The sequence below is a fragment of the Streptomyces virginiae genome, from assembly GCF_040638905.1.
In the GTDB taxonomy this organism is placed as follows: domain Bacteria; phylum Actinomycetota; class Actinomycetes; order Streptomycetales; family Streptomycetaceae; genus Streptomyces; species Streptomyces virginiae_B.
In genome coordinates, this window is the sequence record NZ_JBEZYV010000043.1 from 32,548 (window position 1) to 48,466 (window position 15,919).

Here is a 15,919-nt window from a genome sequence, read left to right on the forward strand (position 1 = left end):
GGGACCAGCCGAGCGGTACGCGACGGAAACCCCGGGCGAGAAGTCCCGTATCTCACTCTCCGGGTGACTTTCGACCCCGTCAACGGGCAGACGTGGACGCCCGGGCAAGGCCCGGATTCCACATACGGCGGCAGGCCTGAAATAGTTCCCCCGGATGTTCGCCATCCCTAGACTCCCTGACGTCATGGGGGATTCTCGGGGGACTTAAGTGGGGCTGGAGTGCCGGAACTCGTACTGGAATTGAATGGCAGGACCTGGACGCTCGATCCGTCCAGGTCGTACTCACTGGGGCGCGACCCCCAGGGAGACGTGGTGATCGACGATGCCCGGGTGTCGTGGCGGCACGCCACCATCGCCTGGAACGGCCAGGGTTGGGGGCTCGAGGACCACGGCAGCACCAACGGCACCTACGTGCAGGGGGCCAGAGTCCAGCAGACCGCGCTGGTGCCCGGCACGCCGGTCCACCTGGGCAACGCCACCGACGGACCGCGGCTGAATCTGAGCGCCGCCGCCGCGCCGCAGCCCGCCGTGGCGCAGCAGCAGGCGCAGCAGACCCCGGCCCAGGCGTACGCCCAGCCGCAGGCGGCGGCCTACCAGGCTCCGCAGCAGCAGCCCCAGCAGGCCTGGAACCAGCAGCCTCAGCAGCCGCAGGTCCACGTCCCGCAGCAGCAGGGCGGCGGCGCCGCGCCCCGCCAGCCGCAGGCCGCAGCGCCGGGTTACGCCGGAGACCGCAGCCCGACGACGTTCCACCAGCTCTCGCTGGGCCACGTCATGCGGATCGGCCGTGCGCTGGAGAACGAGCTGGTGGTCTCCGACCTCCAGGTCTCGCGCCACCACGCCGAGTTCCGCTCGATGCCCGGCGGCCGCTTCGAGATCCGCGACCTCGGCAGCCACAACGGCACCTACGTCAACGGTCAGCCGCTGGCGAAGTCCGGCACCCAGCTCCTCGGCCCGAACGACATCGTCGGCGTCGGCCACTCGACGTTCCGCATCGTCGGGGACCGCCTCGAGGAGTTCGTCGACACCGGTGAGGTCTCCTTCTCGGCCCGCCACCTCACCGTCACGGTCGAGGGCGGCAAGCAGATCCTCAAGGACGTCACCTTCGGCGTCCCGGAGAAGTCGCTGATCGGCGTCATCGGCCCGTCCGGCTCCGGCAAGTCGACGCTGCTCAAGGCGCTGACCGGCTACCGGCCCGCCGACCAGGGCGACGTCCTCTACGACAACCGCAACCTGTACAAGCAGTTCGCGGAGCTCCGCCAGCGCATCGGCCTGGTCCCGCAGGACGACATCCTGCACAAGGAGCTGAGGGTCAACACCGCGCTCAAGTACGCGGCCAAGCTCCGCTTCCCCGGCGACACCGCCGAGTCCGAGCGCGCCGCCCGCATCGACGAGGTGCTGCGCGAGCTCAAGCTCGACATCCACAAGGACAAGAAGATCACCGCGCTCTCCGGTGGTCAGCGCAAGCGCGTGTCCGTGGCCCTGGAGCTGCTCACCAAGCCTTCGCTGATCTTCCTGGACGAGCCGACCTCCGGCCTCGACCCGGGCATGGACCGCGACGTCATGCAGCTGCTGCGCGGCCTCGCCGACGACGGCCGCACGGTCCTCGTCGTCACGCACTCCGTCGCCGAGCTGTCGCTGTGCGACAAGCTGCTCGTCATGGCCCCGGGCGGCTCGGTCGCCTACTTCGGGCCGCCGGACGAGGCGCTGAACTTCTTCGGCTACAGCACCTGGGCGGACGTCTTCTCGGCCTTCGAAAACTACCGCGACTACGACTGGGCGGGCCGCTGGAAGGGCTCCCAGCACTACCAGCTCTACGCCGCCGAGCTCGACGCGGTCGCCCCGCAGCCGGTGGTCATGCCGTCGGCGCAGCAGATGCGCCCGACCAAGCCGCAGGGCTGGGGCTCGCAGCTGTGGACGCTGATCCGCCGCTACGTCTCGGTGATCGCGTCGGACAAGGGCTTCATGGGCCTGATGCTGATCCTGCCGGCGGTCCTGGGCGTGGTCTCCACGGTCATCCCGGCGACCTTCGGCCTGGCGCCGCCGACCCCGCCGTCGCGCTTCAACGGCGACGCGGGCACGATCATGCTGATCCTCGCGGTCGGCATGTGCTTCTCCGGCGCCGCCAACTCGGTCCGTGAGCTGATCAAGGAACGCGTCATCTACGAGCGCGAACGCGCGACCGGCCTGTCCCGGACGGCGTACCTCATGTCGAAGGTGATCGTCCTCGGCGTCATCACGGCCATCCAGGGCGTGATCATCTGTGCGATCGGCTTCGCCCCGCGCGACCTGCCCGCCGAGGGCCTGCTGATGCCGCCGGCCGTCGAGCTGTGCGTGTCGGTCATCGCGCTCGGCTTCACCTCGATGATGTTCGGCCTGGTCATCTCCTCGCTGGTGAAGACCGCCGAGAAGACCATGCCGCTGCTCGTCATGTTCGCGATCGTCCAGGTCGTCTTCACCGGCATCCTCTTCCAGGTCTACGACTCCCCGGGCCTGGAGCAGTTCGCCTGGCTGATGCCGTCCCGCTGGGCGGTCGCCGCCGCCGGCACCACGCTGAACCTCGGCAAGCTCATGCCGCCGTGGGACCAGGACAACCCGACCAACACCGACCCGCTCTGGGACGCCACGGTCGGCCAGTGGAGCCTGAACATCATCATCCTGCTGGCCATCGGCATCGCGTGCGGGTTCCTCGTGCAGCGCCTGCTGCGCCGCCACGAGCCCGAGGTCATGCGCGCGGGCAAGTAGTCGCCGGCGCGCAGTACGCGCAACGCCGAAGGGCGGCACCCGGGATCCGGGTGCCGCCCTTCGGCGTTGCGTGCGGGGTGGGCGAGGACCGCCGAAGGCCTAGTAGGCGCTGTTGACGTTGTCCATCGAGCCGTACCGGTCGGCCGCGTAGTTGCAGGCGGCGACGATGTTGGCGACCGGGTCGTACTGGTCGAACTTGGTGCCCTTGACGTGGTACGCCTTGAAGGTCGGGAGGATGACCTGGAGCAGACCCTTGCTGGGGATGCCGTTCTGGGCGTTGATGTCCCAGTTGTTGATCGCCATCGGGTTGCCGCTGGACTCACGCATGATGTTGCGGTGAATACCGGCGTAGGTGCCCGGAATGCGCTCCTTCTTCATGATGAAGAGGGCTTCCTTGATCCAGCCGTCCAGGTTGTTCGCGAACACCGGGGTGCGGGCGGCGGAGCGGCTCGCGGCGGCCTTCTGCTCGCGGGCCTTCTTCGCGGCGGCCTCGGCCTTGGCCTTGGCGGCGGCCTTGGCCTTGGCGTCGGCGTCGGCCTTGGCCTTGGCGGCGACAGCGGCGGCCTTGGCGTTGGCGTGGGCGATGACCTGCTGGGTGGAGAGGTGGCCGTACAGCGCCTTCGTCTGCGTGCCGTTGACGGCCTGGGCCCAGGCGACGGGGGCGGCGGAGATGGTGGTCTCGGCCTCGGCGGTCTCGGCGGGGACGAGGGAGAAGGCGACGGCGGCGGCGCTCAGGGTGGCGACACCGGCGATGGACAGCTTGTGTGCCTTCGTCAGACGACTGTGACCAGGGGTGCGGGAAGCAGACATGGCGGGGCAACCTCTTCGAATAGCGGGGGCCGCAGGAAGGCGCCGAGCGGATCCGGGATCCGCGGCGCCTGGCGACGGGAGCAATTCTTAGCGGCGGCAAAATGCTGTGGCAAAGGTGTGACGTACGATCCCGCTTAGTGGATCAGGGCCGGGCGCCGGGGCCCGCTGTGCGGCCCCGGCGCTACGCCTGCCCGACCTGACAGGACCTGCGCTCTTCCACTAGGGAGCTTCGTAAGTGATGTGGGTCCTATGCCGGGGCTCACATCGCCCTTACGCCGTTCTCACCACGCGTTGCTTCAGCAATGCACTCCGTGACGGTCGTCCTCCTTGAGTAGCAGATGCACGTCACCGAACTCGTGCCAGAGGCAGAGCCGGGCGAGCGCCTGGGCATACCCGAGCCGTACGGCGGCCCGACCCGCGACCGCCTCCAGCATCAGCAGGTGGGACGCCTCGGGCTCGTGCAGCCCGGTCAGCAGACCGTCCACCGCCCGCACACCGCGCTCCGGCGTCACCACCAGGTCGGTCCACCCGCCCGCCGCGCGGACCACCCCGCGCGCGTCCGCCGCCGACTCCAGCGCCCGCACCGCCGTGGTCCCCACCGCGATCACCCGCCCGCCGCCCGCCCGCGCGGCGTTCACCAGCGCCGCCGTCGTGGCCGGCACCGCGTACCGCTCCGGGTACGGCGGCTCGTGCGCCTCCTGCGAGGCCACCCCCGTGTGCAGGGTCAGCGGCGCGAACTGCACCCCCCGGCTCACCAGCCGCGCCACCAGCTCCGCCGTGAAGGGCCGGCCCGCGCTCGGCATCTCGGCCGACCCCGACCCGTCGGCCGCCGGCACCGCGAACACCGTCTGGTACGCCGACAGCGGCTGGTCGCGCTCCGTATAGGCGTACCGGATCGGCCGCCCGTGCTCCCGCAGCAGCTGCGGGACCCCGTACGGCGCGGAGGAGGGTCGCGCCCACCACAGCCGGTCCGCACCCGCCGCCAGGGGCTCCTCCAGCACCAGGCGGCGCCCGCCCGGCAGCTCCACCACCGCCCCCGCCGGCCCGCCCGGGCGCTGCCGGGTGGTCCCCCGGCCCGCCGGAGCGCGCAGCTCCACCGCCCAGCGGCCGTCGTCACCCCGGGTCGAGAAGTGCACCACCACGTCTTCGCCGCCCAGCCGGGCGTCCACGGCGGCCGCGAGGGTGGCCGAGGTGTTCACCACCAGCACGTCACCGGCGCGCAGCAGGTGCGGCAGCTCTCGGAACGCGTGCAGCGACGGCTGCGCACCGCCGGGGGACACCAGCAGCCTCACCGCGTCCCGCCCCAGCCCCGGACCGCGCTGTTCGGCCGGCACACGAGCCAATAGTTCGCGCGGAATGTCCGTTATATACAGTCCTGAAATCGACCCGCCCCCGGTCGCCCCGCTGCCGTTCATCGCTGCGGCCCGCCGCCCGCCGGGGACCCGGCCAGCCCCTCCGCCGTGTACCGCCCGCTCGGCAGGCCCTGCGCCAGCAGCCGCAGCAGCACCGGAGCCACCTCCTCCGGCGCCGGCAGCCCCGCCAGGTCCTCTCCCGGCTCGGCCGCCGCCATCATCCGCGTCCGCATCGAGCCCGGATCCGCCCACCACACCCGCAGCTCCGGCTCCTCCACCGCCAGCACCGCCGACATCAGGTCCACCGCCGCCTTGGTCGCCCCGTACGCACCCCACGTGGCGTACGGAACGACCGCGGCGTCCGAGCTGACGTTCAGCACCGCCCCCGCCGCCGAGGCGCGCAGCAGCGGCAGCCCCTCCTGGACCAGCCCCAGCGGCCCCACCACATTGACCTCGAACGCCTCGCGCAGCCCGCCCGCCGGCTGGACCGCCAACGGCACCAGCGGCTCCGCACCGAGCACCCCCGCGTTGTTCACCAGCAGGTCCAGCCCGCCCAGCCCCCGCGCGGCCGCCACCAGCGCCGCCCGGTGCGCCTCCGAGGACACGTCCCCGGCCACCGCCACGACCCGCACCCCCTCGGCCCGCTCCAGCCCGGCCGCCGTCTCCTCCAGCGCGGCCGCGCCGCGCGCGCTCAGCACCAGGTCCCAGCCCCGCGCCGCCAGCTCCCCGGCCAGCGCCCGGCCGAGCCCCCTGGACGCCCCCGTCACGATCGCCACCGACATGACAGCACCATCGCCTTCGTTCCGATCAGCAGATGCCCTCAACCTAGGAACGGCCGGGCCGCCGCCGCGTCGGCCGCCGGCCCCACCCCCACGGGTCCCTTCGGCCTAGGTCGTATGGGGTGCCCCGGGTCCCCCCACCGCCCGATCCGGCAGGCCACGGCCGCCGGTACGGTGAGGCCATGACCGCAAGCCCCCTGCCGGGCGGACCCCGCAGCGGCCTGGCCGCCGTGAGCACCGCACTGCTCGCCATGAGCCGCCGCCTGGAGGTCCGCGACGTGCTGCGCACGATCGTGGTGTCCGCCCGCGAGCTGCTGGACGCCGAGTACGCGGCCCTGGGCGTCCCCGACGACCACGGCGGCTTCGCCCAGTTCGTCGTCGACGGCATCAGCGCGGAACAGTGGCGTCGGATCGGCCCCCTGCCCCGGCAGCACGGCATCCTCGCCTCGATGCTCCACGAGAACGGCCCCGAGCGGCTCACCGACGTGCGCGAGGACCCCCGCTTCGGCGGCTGGCCCGCAGCCCACCCCGAGATGTCCGACTTCCTCGGGATGCCCGTCCGGGACGGCGAGGAGATCCTCGGAGCGATCTTCCTGGCGAACAAGCGCAGCGCGTCCGACGGCAGCGGGCGCGTCTTCACCGACGAGGACCAGGAACTCCTCTCCCTCCTCGCCCAGCACGCCGCGATCGCCCTCACCAACGCCCGCCTCTACGAACGCAGCCGCGAGCTCACCATCGCCGAGGAGCGCTCCCGCCTCGCCCACGAGCTGCACGACGCCGTCAGCCAGAAGCTGTTCTCCCTGCGCCTCACCGCCCAGGCCGCCGCGACCCTCGTCGACCGCGACCCGGCCCGCGCCAAGGACGAGCTCCAGCAGGTCGCCGTCCTCGCGGCGGAGGCCGCCGACGAACTGCGCGCCGCCGTGACCGAGCTGCGCCCGGCCGCCCTGGACGAGGACGGCCTGGTGGCCACGCTGCGCACGCACGTCCACGTACTCGACCGTGCGCACACCGCGCACGTCACCTTCACCTGTGACGGCGTACGGGCCCTTCCCGCGACCCAGGAGGAAGCGGTGCTCCGCGTCGCCCAGGAGGCCCTCCACAACGCCCTGCGCCACTCGGACGGCGACCGCGTCGAGGTCACCCTCGCCCGTACACCCACCGGTGGCGCGGTCCTCCAGGTCGTCGACTCCGGGAAGGGCTTCGACCCCGGGGCAGTACGCCGGGCGGGCCGCCATCTGGGCCTGGTCTCCATGCGGGACCGCGCGAGCGGCGTCGGAGGCCGCCTCGCCGTGCACTCGGAGCCCGGGCAGGGCACCACGATCGAGATGGAGGTCCCCGGTGGCTGACAGCACCGGCCGCAGCGGCAGCCCCATCCGGGTCCTGCTGGTGGACGACCACCAGGTGGTCCGGCGGGGCCTGCGCACCTTCCTGGAGGTCCAGGAGGACATAGAGGTGGTCGGGGAGGCCTCCGAGGGTGAGGAAGGCATCGCCCGCGCCGAGGAGCTGCGGCCCGACGTGATCCTCATGGACGTGAAGATGCCGGGCACCGACGGCATCGAGGCCCTGCGCCGGCTGCGCGAGCTGGCGAACCCGGCGCGGGTGCTGGTCGTCACCAGCTTCACGGAGCAGCGGACCGTGGTCCCCGCCCTGCGCGCCGGCGCGGCCGGATACGTCTACAAGGACATCGACCCCGACGCCCTGGCCGGAGCCATCCGCTCCGTCCACGCCGGCCACGTGCTGCTCCAGCCGGAGGTGGCGCAGGCCCTGCTCTCCCAGGACGACCAGGGCTCCCCGGCGGGCCGGCCCGGCTCGCTGACCGACCGGGAGCGCGAGGTCCTCGGCCTCATCGCGGACGGCCGCTCCAACCGGGAGATCGCCCGCGCCCTGGTGCTGTCCGAGAAGACGGTCAAGACCCACGTCTCGAACATCCTGATGAAGTTGGACCTTTCCGACCGGACCCAGGCCGCATTGTGGGCGGTCAGGCACGGAATCGCAGACTGAGGAGTCCGAATCGGACCGTCTCCTTTCCGGGCTGAGATTCATACTGTCGGGTGTATGTAGCCCACATGGCGTATCCCCGAGGGCGGGGCGGCCGTTCTTCATGGCGTGTCGCGACGGCTGGTCGCGGCCGACGTACTGGAGGAACGCGAACGTGAAGAACTTCAAGAAGGCCGCAGCCGTCACCATGATCGCGGGCGGCCTCCTCGCCGCCGGCGCCGGTGTCTCCTCGGCGCACGGCGGTGCGTCGGCGGAGGGCGAGGCCCTGAACTCGCCCGGCGTGGCCTCGGGGAACCTGCTCCAGGTGCCGGTGCACGTCCCCGTGAACGTCGTGGGCAACACGGTCAGCGTGATCGGTCTGCTCAACGGCGCCTGGGGCAACACCGGCGTGAACGCCTGACCCCACCCCGACCTGCGGCCCCGCTTCCCCCTCTCCCCGGAAGCGGGGCCGCACCCGCATGGGCCCGGCGGTGAACCGGACGGCCGCGCGCTGTACGTCGCCAACGCCGGTGCCGGCAGCGTCTCCGTGATCCACACCGACACCGGCACGGTCACCGGCGCCTTCCACGCCAGGCGGTGATCCCCCTGCTCCGGCCCTCGCCACCCCGAACGGCCGTCGCCTCCACGTCTCCCACCTCAGCTCCCACGACGTGTGGTGGTCGACACCCGGCACCGGAGGGCGACCGACCGCACCCCGCTCGGGGACCGGCCCGCACATCGAGCGCCGCCGGCGGTGCGGGCGCAGGGTGTGGGGCGGAGCCCCACGAAGCCCGGGCGCAGCCGCCCGGGGCCGTCCGCGCGACGGCGCCGTACCGTGAGCCCGCGCCTCAGCCCCGCTCGCGCGCCTCTACGGCCGAGTTGTACGCCGCCACCAGCGCCCGCCGCGCCACCCGCTCCACCGGCCGCAGCGCCTCCGCCCGCGCCGCCATCTCCGACGCGGCCACCGCACCCCCGTGCCCGCTCTCGTACGCCAGCGACACCATCAGGTCCACCCGCTGCGCCAGCGCCAGCACCCGTACCGCCCGCGCCGGATACCCCGGCGCCAGCGCGTCCTGCCCCGCCTCGGCCCGCGCCCGGTACGCCGACAGCGCCGCCTCCGACATCGGCCCGGACCCCGCCACGTCCAGCCGGGTCAACACCACGGTCGCCTCGCGCAGCGCCTCCGCCAGCTCCCGCTCCGCCTCGCCCAGCGACGGCACGTCGGCCGGCGGGGCCTCCCGTACCGGCAGCACGTGCCAGGTCACCGACACGTGGACGTCCCCGGCCGGACCGGCCTCGGCCACCTCCGGCACCAGCCCCACCGCCGCACCCACCGTGACGACCGCCTCCTCGGCCTCCAGCGCCCGCGCGTTGAACTCCGGCGGTCCGCTCAGCCCCAGCGGATGCCCCGGCGCCGGCAGCGCGACCCGCAGACCCGTGACCCCCAGCGCGCGCAGCCGGCCGAGCGCCAGCGTGAGCCCCACCGGGCCCGCCTCGCCCGGCAGCCCCTCCACCCGGTGCACGGCGTCCTCGCCCACGATCGACATCGCGGCCTCGTCGGGCGAGACCAGACCGGCCAGCAGCGCGTTCCCCCAGGCGGCCAGCCGCCCTGAACGTGGTTCGAAAAGCATCCCCCCACTTTACGGATCGCCACCCGCACCGGGCCCCGGCCCCGGACCCCATCGCGAGTGGCGTAGGTTTTCCCCTGGGGCTGCGTCTACCGGCGCACAGTGAACCGTGACTGCAAGGGGTGACAACACGCTCATGAGCGATGTTCTGGAGCTGGTGGACGTATCCGTGGTCCGCGAGGGCCGGGCTCTGGTGGACCAGGTCTCCTGGTCGGTGAAGGAGGGCGAGCGCTGGGTGATCCTCGGCCCCAACGGCGCCGGCAAGACCACACTGCTGAACCTCGCCTCCAGCTACCTCTTCCCCACCACGGGCTCCGCCACCATCCTCGGCAGCACCCTCGGCAAGGTCGACGTCTTCGAGCTGCGCCCCCGCATCGGCGTGGCCGGCATCGCCATGGCCGACAAGCTCCCGAAGCGGCAGACCGTCCTGCAGACCGTCCTCACCGCCGCCTACGGCATGACGGCGACCTGGCAGGAGGAGTACGAGGCGGTCGACGAGCAGCGCGCCCGTGCCTTCCTCGACCGCCTCGGCATGACCGAGTACCTCGACCGGAAGTTCGGCACCCTCTCCGAGGGCGAGCGCAAGCGCACCCTGATCGCCCGCGCCCTGATGACCGACCCCGAGCTCCTGCTCCTCGACGAGCCCGCCGCCGGCCTCGACCTCGGTGGCCGCGAGGACCTCGTACGCCGCCTCGGCCGCCTCGCCCGCGACCCGCTCGCCCCCTCCATGGTCATGGTCACGCACCACGTCGAGGAGATCGCCCCCGGCTTCACCCACGTCCTGATGATCCGTCAGGGCAAGGTCGTCACCGCGGGCCCCATCGACCTCGAACTGACCTCCCGCAACCTCTCGCTCTGCTTCGGCCTCCCCCTGGTCGTCGAGCGCAACGGGGCCGACCGCTGGACCGCCCAGGGCCTGCCCCTCGGCTGAGCCGGAGCCCCGCGCCGGAGCCCCGAGCCGGAGGAACCCGCACGGTCACGCTCCGGGTACGGTCCCCCGCACCCTGTCCCGACCGCGCCCGATCGACCTACCATGACCACGTGGACATCGACGCGTGGGTGTGGTGGCTCATCGGCGCGGTCGGACTGGGCATCCCCCTTGTCCTGACCGCCATGCCGGAGTTCGGCATGTTCGCCGTCGGGGCGGTGGCGGCAGCCGTCACGGCGGCCCTGGGCGGGGGAGTGGTGGCCCAAGTCCTCGTGTTCGTGGTCGTGTCGGTCGCGCTCATCGCCGTCGTCCGGCCCATCGCCAACCGCCACCGCGACCAGCGCCCCCAACACCGCAGCGGCATCGACGCTTTGAAGGGCAGGAGCGCCGTCGTCCTCGAACGCGTCGACGGCGGCGGCGGCCGGATCAAGCTCGCCGGCGAGGTCTGGTCCGCCCGCACCCTCGACGCGGACACCAGCTTCGAACCCGGCCAGTCCGTCGACGTGGTGGAGATCGACGGGGCGACCGCCGTCGTGATGTGAAAGCAGCCTGCTCGCGGCCCCCAGGTCTGCGAGACTCCGATCAACGGGGCAGCACAGACAGCCGGAAGGGCACGGGGAACCGCATGCAACCGATCATCATCGTCCTGATCATTCTGGTGGTTCTGGTCTTCATCGCACTGGTCAAGACGATCCAGGTGATCCCGCAGGCCAGCGCCGCCATCGTCGAGCGGTTCGGCCGCTACACACGCACCCTCAACGCGGGCCTCAACATCGTCGTCCCGTTCATCGACTCGATCCGCAACCGGATCGACCTGCGCGAACAGGTCGTCCCCTTCCCGCCGCAGCCCGTCATCACCCAGGACAACCTGGTCGTCAACATCGACACCGTCATCTACTACCAGGTGACCGACGCGCGCGCGGCCACGTACGAAGTGGCCAGCTACATCCAGGCCATCGAGCAACTCACCGTCACCACGCTGCGCAACATCATCGGCGGCATGGACCTGGAGCGCACCCTCACCTCCCGCGAGGAGATCAACGCCGCCCTGCGCGGGGTCCTCGACGAGGCCACCGGCAAGTGGGGCATCCGCGTCAACCGCGTCGAGCTCAAGGCCATCGAGCCGCCGACCTCCATCCAGGACTCGATGGAGAAGCAGATGCGCGCCGACCGCGACAAGCGCGCCGCGATCCTCCAGGCCGAAGGTGTCCGGCAGTCCGAGATCCTGCGCGCCGAGGGTGAGAAGCAGTCCTCCATCCTGCGCGCCGAGGGTGAGGCCAAGGCCGCCGCGCTCAGGGCCGAGGGTGAAGCACAGGCCATCCGTACGGTGTTCGAGTCCATCCACGCCGGCGACGCCGACCAGAAGCTCCTCGCCTACCAGTACCTGCAGATGCTCCCGAAGATCGCCGAAGGCGACGCCAACAAGCTCTGGATCGTGCCCAGCGAAATCGGCGACGCCCTCAAGGGCCTCTCCGGTGCCATGGGCAACTTCGGTCCACTGGGCGGCGGTTCGGGCTTCAATCCGCAGAACTCCGGCAAGGACGGCGGCGGCATCCCGGCCGCCCGGGACAAGGACGCCGCGGACCGCCGCGAACAGCCCCCCATCGACTGACCCGCCACCCCTTCCTGCATGATCAGTGAGACCCCTCGACCTTCATGGCGGGGAGGCGACTCACTCATGCGAAGGGGATGGCACCGTCCATGTCCATCTGGGAACCACTCGCGATCTTCGCCGCCGGCATCGGCGCGGGCACGATCAACACCATCGTCGGCTCCGGCACACTGATCACCTTCCCGGTGCTCCTGGCCACCGGCCTGCCACCGGTCACCGCCAACGTGTCCAACACCCTCGGCCTCGTGCCCGGTTCGATCAGCGGAGCGATCGGCTACCGCAAGGAGCTCCAAGGGCAGCGCGCCCGCATCCTGCGCCTCGGCTCCGTCTCCCTCGTCGGCGGACTCGCGGGCGCGGTCCTGCTCCTCACCCTGCCGTCCGACTCCTTCGACACGATCGTGCCCGTCCTGATCGCACTGGCCCTCGTGCTCGTCGTCCTCCAGCCCCGGCTCGCCGCAGCCCTGCGCCGACGCCAGGAAGCCGCCGGAGGCGACACCGGCCACCCCGACGGCGGCCCGGTCCTGCTCGGCGGCATGCTGTTCTCCAGCGCCTACGGCGGCTACTTCGGCGCGGCCCAGGGCGTGCTCTACCTCGGCCTGATGGGCCTGCTGATCCGCGACGACCTGCAACGGATCAACGCCGTCAAGAACGTCATCGCCGCCCTCGTGAACGGCATCGCGGCCGTCTTCTTCCTCTTCGTCGCCGAGTTCGACTGGACGGCCGTCCTGCTCATCGCCGTCGGCTCGACGATCGGCGGCCAGATCGGCGCCAAGGTCGGCCGCCGGCTCCCGCCGACGGTCCTGCGCGCAGTCATCGTGACGGTCGGAATCCTCGCGATCGTCCAGTTGTTGGTCCGCTGAGCGACGTAGATCAGCTACGCCGCTCAGCGCAGGCGGCCTAGGCGGAACGCTCCAGCCACTCCGGGAGAGCCTCCTGTCCGGCCACCCCCAGCGCGAGGAGCATGGCGTCCGCCGGAGACGGTACGAAGGGCTTCCGCAGGAGCGGCATCCCCGCCTCCTCCGGAGTCCGGGCCGCTTTGCGGTGGTTGTCCTCGGCGCAGGACGCCACCGTGTTCAGCCACGTGTCCCCACCGCCCTGGGCCCTGGGCAGCACGTGGTCCACCGTGGTCGCCCGCCTGCCGCAGTACGCGCACCGGTGCTGGTCCCGGACCAGCACCCCCCTCCGCGACCAGGGCGCATGTCTTCGGAAGGGCACCCTGACGTACCGGCAGAGCCGGATCACCCGCGGCATCGGAAGGTCCATGGTGGCGGCGCGGACACGCAGATCCGGGTGCGACTGCTCGACGACGGCCTTGTCCTGGAGCACCAGGACGACAGCCCGGTTCAGCGTCACCGTCGACAGCGGCTCGAAGCTCGCATTCAGCACCAGCGTGTCCCGCATCTCGCCCACCTCCCGTGTGCAGGCCCGCAACCACGATGGCGGCAGGCCCGCGACCACTCTCGCCGCGCGCGCCACGCGGGACAACGCAATAAAAATGCCCGGTCCTGGCCTTCTTTAGACCAGGACCGGGCGAACGCCGGGCGAACGATCAGCGCGCGCCGGGCGCCTCGTACTCGGCGACGAGCTGCGCACGCCCCAATGCGTGGAACCGCAGATGGAAGCCGACGACCGCCGGCGAGGAGTCCTCGTCCGGACCGAGCTGCTCCCGGTCCACCGCGTACACGGTGAACACGTAGCGGTGCCGCTCCCCGCGCGGCGGGGCCGCGCCGCCGAAGTCCCGCGTCCCGTAGTCGTTCCGGGCGTGCACGGCGCCCTCCGGCAGGCCCACGAAGTCCCCGGAGCCCGCCCCGGCCGGCAACTCCGTCACGGAAACGGGCAGGTCGAAGAGGACCCAGTGCCAGAACCCGCTGCCGGTGGGCGCGTCGGGGTCGAAGCAGGTCACGGCGAAGCTCTTCGTCCCCTCCGGAAAGCCCTCCCAGCGCAGGTGCGGCGAGACGTTCTTCCCCGTGAGGACCTGGGCGGCGTGCAGGTCGGCACCGTGGGAGACGTCATCGCTCGTCAAGGTGAAGGACGCGACCTCGGGGTGGAAGTCGTGCGGAAGGGGCGCCCTGCTCTGCTCTGACACTGCTGAACCTCCGGAAGGGGGGACATCGGACCGCGCCCGCGCATCGGACGCGATCCGAGCCTAGGGGGTGCCTTGGCGATCGGGCCGGATCACCAAGCCACCCCCTTAGAACCAGTTGCGCTGCGAACCGACGCTCGCAATCCACTGGTTCAGGTACGCCGTCCAGTCCGTGCCCTGGTACGACTGCAGACCCACCTGGAAGCAGCGGTAGGTGTCGCTGCCCTCGCTGAACAGCCCCGGCTTCTTGTCCATCTCCAGGACGACGTCCATCTCCCGGCCGTCCGAGACGAAGGTCAGCTCGACCTGGTTCAGACCGCGGTACTGCGACGGCGGCAGGAACTCGATCTCCTGGTAGAAGGGCAGCGTCTGCCGCGTCCCGCGGATGTGCCCCCGCTCCATGTCGGCGCTGCGGAAGGTGAAGCCGAGCTGGCGGAAGGCGTCCAGGATCGCCTGCTGCGCCGGCACCGGGTGCACGTTGATCGGGTCGAGGTCGCCCGCGTCCACCGCACGCGCGATCTCCAGCTCGGTGCTGACCCCGATGTTCATGCCGTGCAGGTGCTGACCCCCGAAGTGGGTGATCGGCGTCTCCCAGGGGATCTCCAGCGCGAAGGGCACCACGTGCAGCGCGCCGGCCTGCACCTGGAAGGCACCGCCGAGGCGCTGCTTGGTGAAGACGACGTCCTGCTTGTACTCCTGGTCACCGCCCTCGACCTCGACCCGCGCCTGCAGCCCGACGGACAGACCCTCGATCTGCTGCTCCACGGATCCGCCCTGGATCCGGACCTCGCCCTGGACGATCCCGCCCGGTACGACGTTCGGCTCGGTGATGATCGTGTCCACCGAAGCACCACCGGCACCCAGGCTCGCGAACAGCTTCTTGAAGCCCATGCTCAAACTCCCCTTGAACGATCTGGCGACTACGCCGCGACTACCCCTTACAAACGCGGAACCTTAAGTCCCGGTTGCAGGTGAGCGCGTTCCACTACGCTCGACCGGATGAGCGCGCGTCCCGACCGTACGCCCCTGCCCCGGTCCTTCTTCGACCGCCCGGTCCTCACCGTGGCCCCGGACCTCCTCGGCCGCACCCTGGTCCGTCGTACCGAGGAGGGCCTCCTCGAGCTGCGCATCACGGAGGTCGAGGCGTACGAGGGGGAGTCCGATCCGGGTTCGCACGCCTACCGCGGGCGCACGGCACGGAACGCCTCGATGTTCGGCCCTCCCGGACACGCGTACGTCTACTTCATCTACGGCATGTGGTTCAGCCTCAACCTGGTGTGCGGTCCGCCGGGCCACGCGAGCGGGGTCCTGGTGCGGGCGGGCGAGATCACGGTCGGTGCCGACCTCGCCGCCAAACGTCGAGTTTCAGCCAGAAACCCGCGAGAGTTCGCCAAAGGCCCGGCCCGTCTGGCCACGGCTCTGGACGTGGACCGCTCGCTGGACGGGACTGACCTCTGCGGGGGCCCCGATTCCCCCTTGTCCCTCCTCGCGGGTACGCCCACCTCGCCCGACCTGGTGAGCAGCGGTCCGCGCACGGGAGTCGGCGGAGCCGGCGCGGACCACCCGTACCGCTTCTGGGTCACCCACGATCCGACGGTGAGCCCGTACCGCGCCCACGCGCCGCGCCGCCGCTCAACTTGACTCGTCCTTGCCGGACGCCTAACGTAGTTCGAGCCGCTTTTACGGGGCACTGCCATCGGCAGACCCCCGGAGCGGCCAACCCACTACCTACGACTTGCCCCTGGCGGGGTCCTGTTCGGCATGCCCGAATTCCCGGCCGGTGACTCGATTATGAGTCGCAAGGAGAAAGCGCTAACGTAGTGGAAGCCGAAAGGCAAAGACCCCCAATGGTCACCGAATTCAAATCCGAACCGACTGCGACTTTCGAGAAGCAGGGCGCGGAAATGATCTGGTAGAGTCGGAAACGCAAGACAGCAGAACGAAAGCCCGGAGGAAAGCCCGCGAGGGTGAGTACGAAGGAAGCGTCCGTTCCTTGAGAACTCAACAG

General features: G+C 71.2%; 17 protein-coding genes. 10 read left to right on the top strand and 7 right to left on the bottom strand.

The window, feature by feature from the left end:
- Positions 1–219: 219 nt before the first annotated feature.
- The gene (locus tag AB0F82_RS34260) at positions 220–2,742 is read left to right on the top strand and encodes an FHA domain-containing protein (RefSeq protein ID WP_436842240.1); all 2,523 of its coding nucleotides are present in this window, start codon (positions 220–222) and stop codon (positions 2,740–2,742) included.
- 99 nt (positions 2,743–2,841) lie between these two features.
- Here the strand turns inward: AB0F82_RS34260 and AB0F82_RS34265 are convergent, their stop codons facing one another.
- The 3 genes from AB0F82_RS34265 to AB0F82_RS34275 all read right to left on the bottom strand — a co-directional run bounded on the left by AB0F82_RS34265 (position 2,842) and on the right by AB0F82_RS34275 (position 5,686).
- Positions 2,842–3,552 carry a transglycosylase SLT domain-containing protein gene (locus AB0F82_RS34265; protein WP_362634739.1) on the bottom strand — a complete coding sequence of 237 codons (711 nt, stop codon included), beginning with the start codon at positions 3,550–3,552 and terminating at the stop codon, positions 2,842–2,844.
- Positions 3,553–3,848: 296 nt separating this feature from the next.
- Positions 3,849–4,967, bottom strand: a complete 1,119-nt coding sequence (locus tag AB0F82_RS34270; protein ID WP_362634742.1) for an S-adenosylmethionine:tRNA ribosyltransferase-isomerase — start codon at positions 4,965–4,967, stop codon at positions 3,849–3,851.
- Positions 4,964–5,686: an SDR family NAD(P)-dependent oxidoreductase gene (locus AB0F82_RS34275; protein WP_356815425.1), complete on the bottom strand. Its 723-nt coding sequence runs from the start codon at positions 5,684–5,686 to the stop codon at positions 4,964–4,966. The genes AB0F82_RS34270 and AB0F82_RS34275 overlap by 4 nt, the downstream gene beginning before the upstream one ends.
- A 194-nt stretch (positions 5,687–5,880) precedes the next feature.
- Here AB0F82_RS34275 and AB0F82_RS34280 point away from each other — a divergent pair, with 194 nt between their 5' ends.
- The 4 genes from AB0F82_RS34280 to AB0F82_RS34295 all read left to right on the top strand — a co-directional run bounded on the left by AB0F82_RS34280 (position 5,881) and on the right by AB0F82_RS34295 (position 8,261).
- A complete protein-coding gene (locus AB0F82_RS34280; protein ID WP_362634765.1) occupies positions 5,881–7,029 on the top strand; it encodes a GAF domain-containing sensor histidine kinase in 1,149 nt (382 codons plus the stop codon).
- A complete protein-coding gene (locus tag AB0F82_RS34285; RefSeq protein ID WP_362634745.1) occupies positions 7,022–7,684 on the top strand; it encodes a response regulator transcription factor in 663 nt (220 codons plus the stop codon). Before AB0F82_RS34280 ends, AB0F82_RS34285 begins: the two co-directional genes overlap by 8 nt.
- A 151-nt stretch (positions 7,685–7,835) precedes the next feature.
- Positions 7,836–8,081, top strand: a complete 246-nt coding sequence (locus tag AB0F82_RS34290) for a chaplin (RefSeq protein ID WP_356815427.1) — start codon at positions 7,836–7,838, stop codon at positions 8,079–8,081.
- Between the two features lie 12 nt (positions 8,082–8,093).
- Positions 8,094–8,261, top strand: a complete 168-nt coding sequence (locus tag AB0F82_RS34295; protein ID WP_362634768.1) for a hypothetical protein — start codon at positions 8,094–8,096, stop codon at positions 8,259–8,261.
- A gap of 247 nt (positions 8,262–8,508) precedes the next feature.
- Here AB0F82_RS34295 and AB0F82_RS34300 read toward each other — a convergent pair whose 3' ends face one another.
- A complete protein-coding gene (locus tag AB0F82_RS34300; RefSeq protein ID WP_356815428.1) occupies positions 8,509–9,291 on the bottom strand; it encodes a hypothetical protein in 783 nt (260 codons plus the stop codon).
- A 133-nt stretch (positions 9,292–9,424) separates the two neighbouring features.
- On the opposite strand from AB0F82_RS34300, the gene AB0F82_RS34305 reads away from it, so the two are divergent.
- From AB0F82_RS34305 to AB0F82_RS34320, 4 genes are all read left to right on the top strand, one after another.
- Positions 9,425–10,219, top strand: a complete 795-nt coding sequence (locus AB0F82_RS34305; protein ID WP_356815429.1) for an ABC transporter ATP-binding protein — start codon at positions 9,425–9,427, stop codon at positions 10,217–10,219.
- A 110-nt stretch (positions 10,220–10,329) separates the two neighbouring features.
- Positions 10,330–10,758 carry an NfeD family protein gene (locus tag AB0F82_RS34310; RefSeq protein WP_030829464.1) on the top strand — a complete coding sequence of 143 codons (429 nt, stop codon included), beginning with the start codon at positions 10,330–10,332 and terminating at the stop codon, positions 10,756–10,758.
- An 83-nt stretch (positions 10,759–10,841) separates the two neighbouring features.
- Positions 10,842–11,828 carry an SPFH domain-containing protein gene (locus AB0F82_RS34315; protein ID WP_356815430.1) on the top strand — a complete coding sequence of 329 codons (987 nt, stop codon included), beginning with the start codon at positions 10,842–10,844 and terminating at the stop codon, positions 11,826–11,828.
- Positions 11,829–11,917: 89 nt separating this feature from the next.
- Entirely contained in the window at positions 11,918–12,688 is a 771-nt protein-coding gene (locus AB0F82_RS34320) for a sulfite exporter TauE/SafE family protein (RefSeq protein WP_362634750.1), read from the top strand.
- A 37-nt stretch (positions 12,689–12,725) separates the two neighbouring features.
- Here the strand turns inward: AB0F82_RS34320 and AB0F82_RS34325 are convergent, their stop codons facing one another.
- The 3 genes from AB0F82_RS34325 to AB0F82_RS34335 form a co-directional block, all read right to left on the bottom strand.
- A complete protein-coding gene (locus AB0F82_RS34325; RefSeq protein ID WP_356815432.1) occupies positions 12,726–13,229 on the bottom strand; it encodes an HNH endonuclease in 504 nt (167 codons plus the stop codon).
- Positions 13,230–13,377: 148 nt separating this feature from the next.
- Positions 13,378–13,914: a YbhB/YbcL family Raf kinase inhibitor-like protein gene (locus tag AB0F82_RS34330; protein ID WP_356815433.1), complete on the bottom strand. Its 537-nt coding sequence runs from the start codon at positions 13,912–13,914 to the stop codon at positions 13,378–13,380.
- A gap of 105 nt (positions 13,915–14,019) precedes the next feature.
- Positions 14,020–14,802, bottom strand: a complete 783-nt coding sequence (locus AB0F82_RS34335) for a sporulation protein (RefSeq protein WP_362634753.1) — start codon at positions 14,800–14,802, stop codon at positions 14,020–14,022.
- A 108-nt stretch (positions 14,803–14,910) separates the two neighbouring features.
- Between AB0F82_RS34335 and AB0F82_RS34340 the strand changes: the two genes are divergently transcribed.
- On the top strand, positions 14,911–15,552 hold the full coding sequence (locus tag AB0F82_RS34340; protein ID WP_356815435.1) for a DNA-3-methyladenine glycosylase: 642 nt from the start codon (positions 14,911–14,913) through the stop codon (positions 15,550–15,552).
- Positions 15,553–15,919: the final 367 nt, after the last annotated feature.

What these genes read in the sequence shown, in the direction of transcription:
- AB0F82_RS34270 (WP_362634742.1), bottom strand. Translation starts at nt 4,967, where the DNA reads ATGAACGGCAGCGGGGCGACCGGGGGCGGGTCGATTTCAGGACTGTAT.
- AB0F82_RS34265 (WP_362634739.1), bottom strand. Translation starts at nt 3,552, where the DNA reads ATGTCTGCTTCCCGCACCCCTGGTCACAGTCGTCTGACGAAGGCACAC.
- AB0F82_RS34305 (WP_356815429.1), top strand. Translation starts at nt 9,425, where the DNA reads ATGAGCGATGTTCTGGAGCTGGTGGACGTATCCGTGGTCCGCGAGGGC.
- AB0F82_RS34340 (WP_356815435.1), top strand. Translation starts at nt 14,911, where the DNA reads ATGAGCGCGCGTCCCGACCGTACGCCCCTGCCCCGGTCCTTCTTCGAC.
- AB0F82_RS34300 (WP_356815428.1), bottom strand. Translation starts at nt 9,291, where the DNA reads ATGCTTTTCGAACCACGTTCAGGGCGGCTGGCCGCCTGGGGGAACGCG.
- AB0F82_RS34335 (WP_362634753.1), bottom strand. Translation starts at nt 14,802, where the DNA reads ATGGGCTTCAAGAAGCTGTTCGCGAGCCTGGGTGCCGGTGGTGCTTCG.
- AB0F82_RS34320 (WP_362634750.1), top strand. Translation starts at nt 11,918, where the DNA reads ATGTCCATCTGGGAACCACTCGCGATCTTCGCCGCCGGCATCGGCGCG.
- AB0F82_RS34275 (WP_356815425.1), bottom strand. Translation starts at nt 5,686, where the DNA reads ATGTCGGTGGCGATCGTGACGGGGGCGTCCAGGGGGCTCGGCCGGGCG.
- AB0F82_RS34315 (WP_356815430.1), top strand. Translation starts at nt 10,842, where the DNA reads ATGCAACCGATCATCATCGTCCTGATCATTCTGGTGGTTCTGGTCTTC.
- AB0F82_RS34325 (WP_356815432.1), bottom strand. Translation starts at nt 13,229, where the DNA reads ATGCGGGACACGCTGGTGCTGAATGCGAGCTTCGAGCCGCTGTCGACG.